The 6,034-nt window shown below is 57.7% G+C and carries 6 protein-coding genes and 3 pseudogenes; 3 read left to right on the top strand and 6 right to left on the bottom strand.

Going from position 1 to position 6,034, the window contains the following annotated elements; all coding sequences use genetic code 11:
• Positions 1-81: pseudogene (locus tag EOA33_RS21120) on the top strand (transposase); the annotation flags it as partial.
• 865 nt (positions 82-946) lie between these two features.
• Here the strand turns inward: EOA33_RS21120 and EOA33_RS40665 are convergent.
• A complete protein-coding gene (locus EOA33_RS40665) occupies positions 947-1,042 on the bottom strand; it encodes a group II intron maturase-specific domain-containing protein (protein ID WP_245482399.1) in 96 nt (31 codons plus the stop codon).
• An 8-nt stretch (positions 1,043-1,050) separates the two neighbouring features.
• Positions 1,051-1,464: pseudogene (locus EOA33_RS40660) on the bottom strand (group II intron reverse transcriptase/maturase); the annotation flags it as partial.
• A 165-nt stretch (positions 1,465-1,629) separates the two neighbouring features.
• Between EOA33_RS40660 and EOA33_RS40655 the strand changes: the two are divergent.
• Positions 1,630-1,767 (top strand): annotated as a pseudogene (locus EOA33_RS40655) (IS110 family transposase); the annotation flags it as partial.
• Between the two features lie 36 nt (positions 1,768-1,803).
• Here EOA33_RS40655 and EOA33_RS21110 read toward each other — a convergent pair.
• Positions 1,804-2,049 carry a hypothetical protein gene (locus tag EOA33_RS21110; RefSeq protein WP_127406479.1) on the bottom strand — a complete coding sequence of 82 codons (246 nt, stop codon included), beginning with the start codon at positions 2,047-2,049 and terminating at the stop codon, positions 1,804-1,806.
• Between the two features lie 203 nt (positions 2,050-2,252).
• Here EOA33_RS21110 and EOA33_RS21105 point away from each other — a divergent pair, with 203 nt between their 5' ends.
• Positions 2,253-3,461 (top strand): aromatic ring-hydroxylating dioxygenase subunit alpha, encoded by a 1,209-nt coding sequence (locus EOA33_RS21105; protein WP_190234323.1) that lies wholly within the window; start codon positions 2,253-2,255, stop codon positions 3,459-3,461.
• Between the two features lie 1,065 nt (positions 3,462-4,526).
• Here the strand turns inward: EOA33_RS21105 and EOA33_RS39155 are convergent.
• From EOA33_RS39155 to EOA33_RS21090, 3 genes are all read right to left on the bottom strand, one after another.
• Positions 4,527-4,712 (bottom strand): hypothetical protein, encoded by a 186-nt coding sequence (locus tag EOA33_RS39155; RefSeq protein ID WP_190234322.1) that lies wholly within the window; start codon positions 4,710-4,712, stop codon positions 4,527-4,529.
• Positions 4,712-4,993, bottom strand: coding sequence for a transposase (locus EOA33_RS21095; protein ID WP_190234321.1), 282 nt, complete (start codon positions 4,991-4,993; stop codon positions 4,712-4,714). Before EOA33_RS21095 ends, EOA33_RS39155 begins: the two co-directional genes overlap by 1 nt.
• A gap of 208 nt (positions 4,994-5,201) precedes the next feature.
• Positions 5,202-6,034: dienelactone hydrolase-related enzyme (locus EOA33_RS21090; RefSeq protein WP_127406476.1), on the bottom strand; the 833-nt coding region annotated here is incomplete at its 5' end.

Genomic DNA, 6,034 nt, shown 5'->3' with positions numbered 1-6,034 from the left:
GGCCTGGTCCGCAACAAGGCCGTGCATGTTGCGCTGGGCGTGCGCGCCGACGGCGCCAAGGAGATCCTCGGGCTCTGGATTGTTTGATTGCCGGCGTGCAAAATCATTCTCCTTTCTGCCCACTATGCCCGCCCCGACACGAAATCTCTGATAGTCCCCCGCTGACCTATGTTCACGCGCATCTTGAACTGAAGGAATCCGCACTCCAAGCTGAAGCCGTACGACCGTGCAGGCCGAGCGCTTTCGACCAAAACGACCGGCTGCTGGAATTCCTGAACGCCCTTTGAGGGCAAGAACTATGCCGAGTGTAAACGACTGGTCCCTTGATCGAATTGGCGGAAAGGGCGCTCAGCATAGTTCGGCGGTCGGCATAAACTCCCACGCTCAACGGCATCGATCCATTCGCCTGGCTCATCCAGACCCTTTAGCGCATCGCCGCCGGGCTGGCAAAACCGCGATCTCGATTAAAGGCTGAACGGCTCAAGCTGCTTTCGATTTGGACCTGATCCTCGAACTCTCATACGGGCCCGCGGCTATGACGAGCCGCAACAGAGGCCGGACACAATGGCAGCACCCGATCACGCGCAGCAGACCGCACCAAAGATTCTTCTTGCATCCGTGGGGCGCCAGCCCGACAGCGCTCGCCGCGTGGCGCACGGCCCCGCAGCCGCGCCATCGCTTGGTAGGGTGAGTAGGCCGGAGGAGTTTCACCTGCCGGCCTCTCGCAGAACAGTGCGTGAACCTCTCGACTCACACCGCTCCCATCAGGCAAACGTATTCGTTCCGGCCTTCCAGTGCACGAACAGTCCTGGATTTTCCCGCGTCAGCTTTCTCACGAAGAGGCTGGCACGCGTCTTATGAGACTGAAAGCGCTTGAACTTGCGCATGATCCAGCCCTGAGCTTCCGGTTGACGTAGTCAGCCAGAGTTGACAGGGCCGAACGGCTCTAACGGCCATAATAGGCTATCCATCCCCGAAGGAGGGGATTGAGCTGTTGGGCGATTTCAGCCAGCGTCCCCGGCGTTTGCCGCGGGATGTTCAAGCTTTTGACACCCAGTCAGACGTCCAGCACCGCTGCCGCGTCACGCCCACGGCATCCAGGGCCGATTTTCCCGGCCTGTAGCCTTAGGAGTCTGGAAGAAAGAGGGAGTCCAAATCCGGCTCAATCATCTGCTTGACCACCATCTGCGCGATCCGGTCGCTGACGGTGGGCACACCCAAAACCCTTTCGCCTCCACTCTTCTTCGGAATGGAGACAGCGCGAACCGGCGGTGGGAAGTACGTCCCTGAGGACATCCGATTCCAGACCTTATGGAGGTTTCCTGCAAGGTCCTTCTCGAACATCTCCAAGGTCTGCGCGTCCACCCCGGCTGCGCCATGGTTGGCTTTGACCGCTTTGTAAGCTTCGTACACCTGTCGTTTCGGAATTCGAAACGGCTTGTCTGTCGTATTCTGCGAAGTCATCCTGTGTCCAGTTGTTCCAAACAATACGACCACCTGATCCGACCCCTTTGCTCCGGCCCCATTACAGCTCCTTCAACGCTCATACGGGGCGGTCCGCCCCAGTCTCCTGCATCGGTACTCTCGCCTTGCGGTTTGGCCCGCTTGAGCTTCTCCCTTTGCATCAGGAGCCTGAAGAGCCAGTACCGGCTCGATCTGCAGACCCTGCACCGAGCCCGCTCTCGCCTGGTGGCAGCGCGCGCGGCGCTCGTGAACCAGCTCCGGGCGATCCTCCTCGAGCGTGGGCATACGTTCCGGCAAGGGCGCAAGGTTCTCGAGCGGGAAATCGATCTGTTCCTTAGTCTAGAGCGCCGCCTTCGGACCTTCGATCCGTATCCTGACGCTCATTGGCGACATGCGAGCCGAATGGCGATCACTCGACGTATAGCGCGACAAACCGGGAGAGGCTCTCACGTTGATTGCCGCGCCGCACTCGATGAGCGGATCGATGCCCTGAACGACGACCTGATCGAGGCATGCACGTGCCCACGAGGCCGCGAGTCGGCTGACTTCGATAGCCGCGCCGACGTCGTGGCGCAGCGACATCACCGGGACATAGTAGCCTTGACGTGAAATTAGCACGGTGCTACTAGGTCGCTTTAAATGAACGATGTTCCAATAATAGCCAGCGCCAGAGCGCTTGTCGAGTAGAGGCGCCATCCGCCGAATGCGCTCGCGGCGTAGGATTTTGTAGCAAATACTCACCCTAACGTTGAATAGTCCAGCAGAGAGAAGTTGCCGAGATGGAGAATATGGCTGAAAAGACGGTTGTGGAGCTGGCGGCTCTGCAAAAGCCGGGGCATTCGCTCGACCGCGTCTTTTACGTTGACGAAGACATCTTCGAGCGCGACATCGAGGTGATTTTCGGTCGACAGTGGCTTTTCGTTGACCATGTCTCGCACATTCCAACACCGGGTGATTTCATAACCTTTGAGATCGGCGGCGACTCGATCATCATCGTGCGCGGCAAAGATGGCGAAATCTTCGCGCACCACAATGTATGTCGCCATCGGGGCAGCACGATTTGCCAGAAACCAGAAGGGAAGGTCAGGACGTTTACCTGCCCATATCACGGTTGGGTTTATGATCTAAGCGGCCGTTTGGTGCACGCAAAGAATATGGGCGAAGGATTTGATCGCTCAGAACGGGGGTTGCACTCGTGTGCAGTGCGTGTGATTGCGGGATTGATCTTTATCTATCTTGGGGAAGAGAAGGACGCTCCTGATTTTGCTATGATGGAAGCGGATGTTCTGCCATATCTGGAGCCGCACGGTCTTACTAAAGCAAAAATCGCTCACACGGAAATATACACAACACTCGGAAATTGGAAGCTTGCGGTTGAGAACTTTCGAGAGTGCTATCACTGCGTAATTGCACACCCAGAATACACAACTGTTAATGAATTTGTCAAAACGAATGATGCCGTGCCGGGCTCGTTCGAGGCGAATATTCTTCCGGAATGGGAAGAGGCTGCGAGGGATGAAGGATTCGTTGTCGGGTCTGTCGCGCTTGCCACTGGACTTCAGCCATATCGAGTCAGGCGGCGGCCGATCCGCGAGGGGTGGCAAACCGCTTCCAACGACGGCCGACCGGTTGCTCCACTCATGGGCAACCTGAAGAAGTTCGATGGGGCCGACACTGCCGTAGACTTTATGCCTCAGTTCGGACTTCATAGCACTAGTGACCACACAACCCTAATTCGTTTCACCCCGATCGATCCTACCCACACGGAGATGCGGCTCACCTGGCTGGTGCACGAGGACGCGGTCGAGGGGACGGACTACGACGTGGAGCGACTGAAGTGGATGTGGCATGTGACCACTCTGCAAGACGCAGAGCTCATCGCGAACAACCATCGAGGAGTGACTTCACGCCACTACACTCCGGGCCCATACTCGGTTCGCGAGGAAGGGACGGCAGCGTTTGTCGCTTGGTACTTGAATAGGCTGATCAACGAGTAGTGTTGTGAGGACGCTCAGGATCAGTAGATGCGTAGATGAGGCTATCGGGATTCGGTCTTACGAGCTGGTAGACCCTGACGGCGCGCTTCTCCCTCCTTTTGAAGCCGGTGCCCACATAAATTTGCATTTGCCCGACGGCCGCACACGGTCTTACTCGCTGTGCAATGATCCTCAGGAACGCCAGCGTTACGCTATCGCTGTTCTTCGCGAGTCCGCCGGGCGCGGAGGCTCTATCTACGTGCATGACAACCTTGCCGTTGGGGGCCGGGTTCAAACCTCAGATCCCCTTAACAACTTTCCGCTGATGGCGGGAGCTAGTATCTATACACTAATCGCCGGAGGTATTGGAATCACGCCAATTTTGTCGATGGCCCGTTATCTCGAGAGAACGGGCGCGGAATACTCGCTTCACTACTGTGCTCGGAATCCTGAGCGAGCCGCCTTTCGAGAGGTCCTTGACACGTCACCCTTTAGCCGGCGCACGATGATGCACTTCGATTGCGAACATTCCGGGCAAAGGCTCGACCTCGCTTCTCTGCTCCGTGAACGAGTGGAAGGACAACAAGTATATTGCTGCGGGCCTGCGGGCCTCATTGATGGTGTTAGAGCCGCCACATGGAATTGGCCTGCAAACTCGGTTCATTTTGAACGGTTTAAGATAGACCCAACTCTATCAACCGGCTCAGGACTGGACCCGACCTTCGAAATAGAGATCGATTCAACCGGACAAATCTTGGACGTACCGCCGCAAAAATCCATTCTGCACGTTCTGCGCGAGAACGGGATATTCCCTGATAGTTCTTGCGAAGAGGGGATTTGTGGGACGTGCGCGACAGGCCTCCTGGGTGGAACAGCAGACCACCGCGACTTCGTCTTGACCGATGAAGAGAAGGCGTCGCAAACCGTCGTTATGATTTGTTGCTCACGTGCGAGTTCGAGGCGCCTAAAACTCGACCTCTAGTCTCTTATGTTCACTGTCAAGCAGAGGGCGAGAGGAGATCGGCTGCTTGGCAGGTTTGCGAAGCAGTCGGATCGGCTGAGGCTGCACAGGGCCGGGGGTGGAGCTCAGACACGACGGTTGATCAGACGCTCATCCGCGGGTTGGGGACCGAGCTTCTGTGTGTAGGCGTACGGCGCGCAGGCGCGAGGACGGAACCCCCAATGCTTTGCGAACGCCATGAGCTTGTCGTTGAACTCAACCGACCGGCTCGCCGCGTCGTGGCGCACGACGAGCGCGCGCGGATTGTCCATCAGAACTTCCTCGTGAACGCGCTCTCGATCCCGGCGAACCAGTGCTCCTGCTTCTCGGCCCGGAACGCACGCACATGCAGCCGTCGCGAATGCCCGAGTGTCGCCACGAACACGAATGCCTTGATCTTCGCGCCGCCGACCTCGACCAGACGCTCGCCGAAGTCGATCTGCAGCTGTCGCCCCGGCGGCGTCTCAAACCGCGTTGTCGCCAGCGCCTCGGCCCTCAGCGCCTGACGATAGGACTGCACGGCGCGTTGCAGTGTTCGCCGGCTGACCGCCACGCCCTAGCGGCTGTTTCTGGAGAATACCTGCGTATTTCGCAAAAGCCGGACAGGGATTCCGCTAAGTCGCGGACATTGCTGTCCGCGACTTACCGAAATCGGTGTCCGGGACTTACTGAAACACGCAGAATACCGGTTCTGATCGTGATCGCGCCGCTGACCGAGGCAGGTGTGCGCCCCAACCCATACAGACAATCGTTTACACAGGTCAGGATCGCCGGCCCGATTTGCCAGCGCACGACAGAAACTGCTTCAAGCTCAAACCCGCCAGCAAAATGTGAGGCGGTATGGCGAGCGAATAGTGACCACAGTTCAATTCCAAAACAGTCGGCTTGGCTCCGGCGCCCTTGAGCGTCTGCATGAACCTCTCTGACAGCTCCGGCAACACCACTTTGTCTCTCTTGGCCAACACAACGTGAAGAGCGAGATCAGGCCGTGCCAGACTTTTTGCGTAATTCTCCAGGTTAAGCGGACCCCAGGCCCTTCTGAGATCGGTCAGCTCAACCTCAGGCTCAAGGCTATCGCGTATCGATCGTGTCGCGCGGCCGGTCCAGACCATGTCCGCCAGACTCCCCGCCGTCAGGAACAGCGAGGCTTTTGACACAGCCGGGTCGTGCGCAGCAATTAACCCCGCGACCCAGGAACCCAAGCTCATACCAAGAACCGAAATCTCTCGATAGCCTTCGCTCTTCAACCAACGTATGAGCTTTCGCCCATCCAATACCCCCTGCTTTATGGACTGGATCGTTCGCCCGAGATTGGGGCTAAGCATATAGTCGGCGTGGAGGGAGCCGGGCCGGCTGCGCTCGAAGTGATAGGGCATGGCAATCTCGACTACGGTGATACCACGCCGCGAGAAAAAGCTGGCAATCCGACGGTTCCGCGCGCTTGCATTCCAATGGTGAAATATCACCATCGCCCGATCGAACGACCGGCTTTCCGTGACTTTCGCCCACACAACATTGTTCGCCGCGATATCAGTCGCAATGTCCGATGGAAATCTTAGCCACCCATCTTTCCGGTCGAAACGCTGATCGCTCT

This window comes from Mesorhizobium sp. M4A.F.Ca.ET.050.02.1.1 (genome assembly GCF_003997725.1).
Classification (GTDB): Bacteria; Pseudomonadota; Alphaproteobacteria; order Rhizobiales; family Rhizobiaceae; genus Mesorhizobium.
The sequence above is the reverse complement of the archived record's forward strand: the minus strand, read 5'-3'. Positions and strand labels throughout refer to the sequence as shown.

Coding starts and splice junctions, on each gene's coding strand:
- EOA33_RS39155 (WP_190234322.1), bottom strand. CDS start 4,712: ATGGACAATCCGCGCGCGCTCGTCGTGCGCCACGACGCGGCGAGCCGG.
- EOA33_RS21105 (WP_190234323.1), top strand. CDS start 2,253: ATGGCTGAAAAGACGGTTGTGGAGCTGGCGGCTCTGCAAAAGCCGGGG.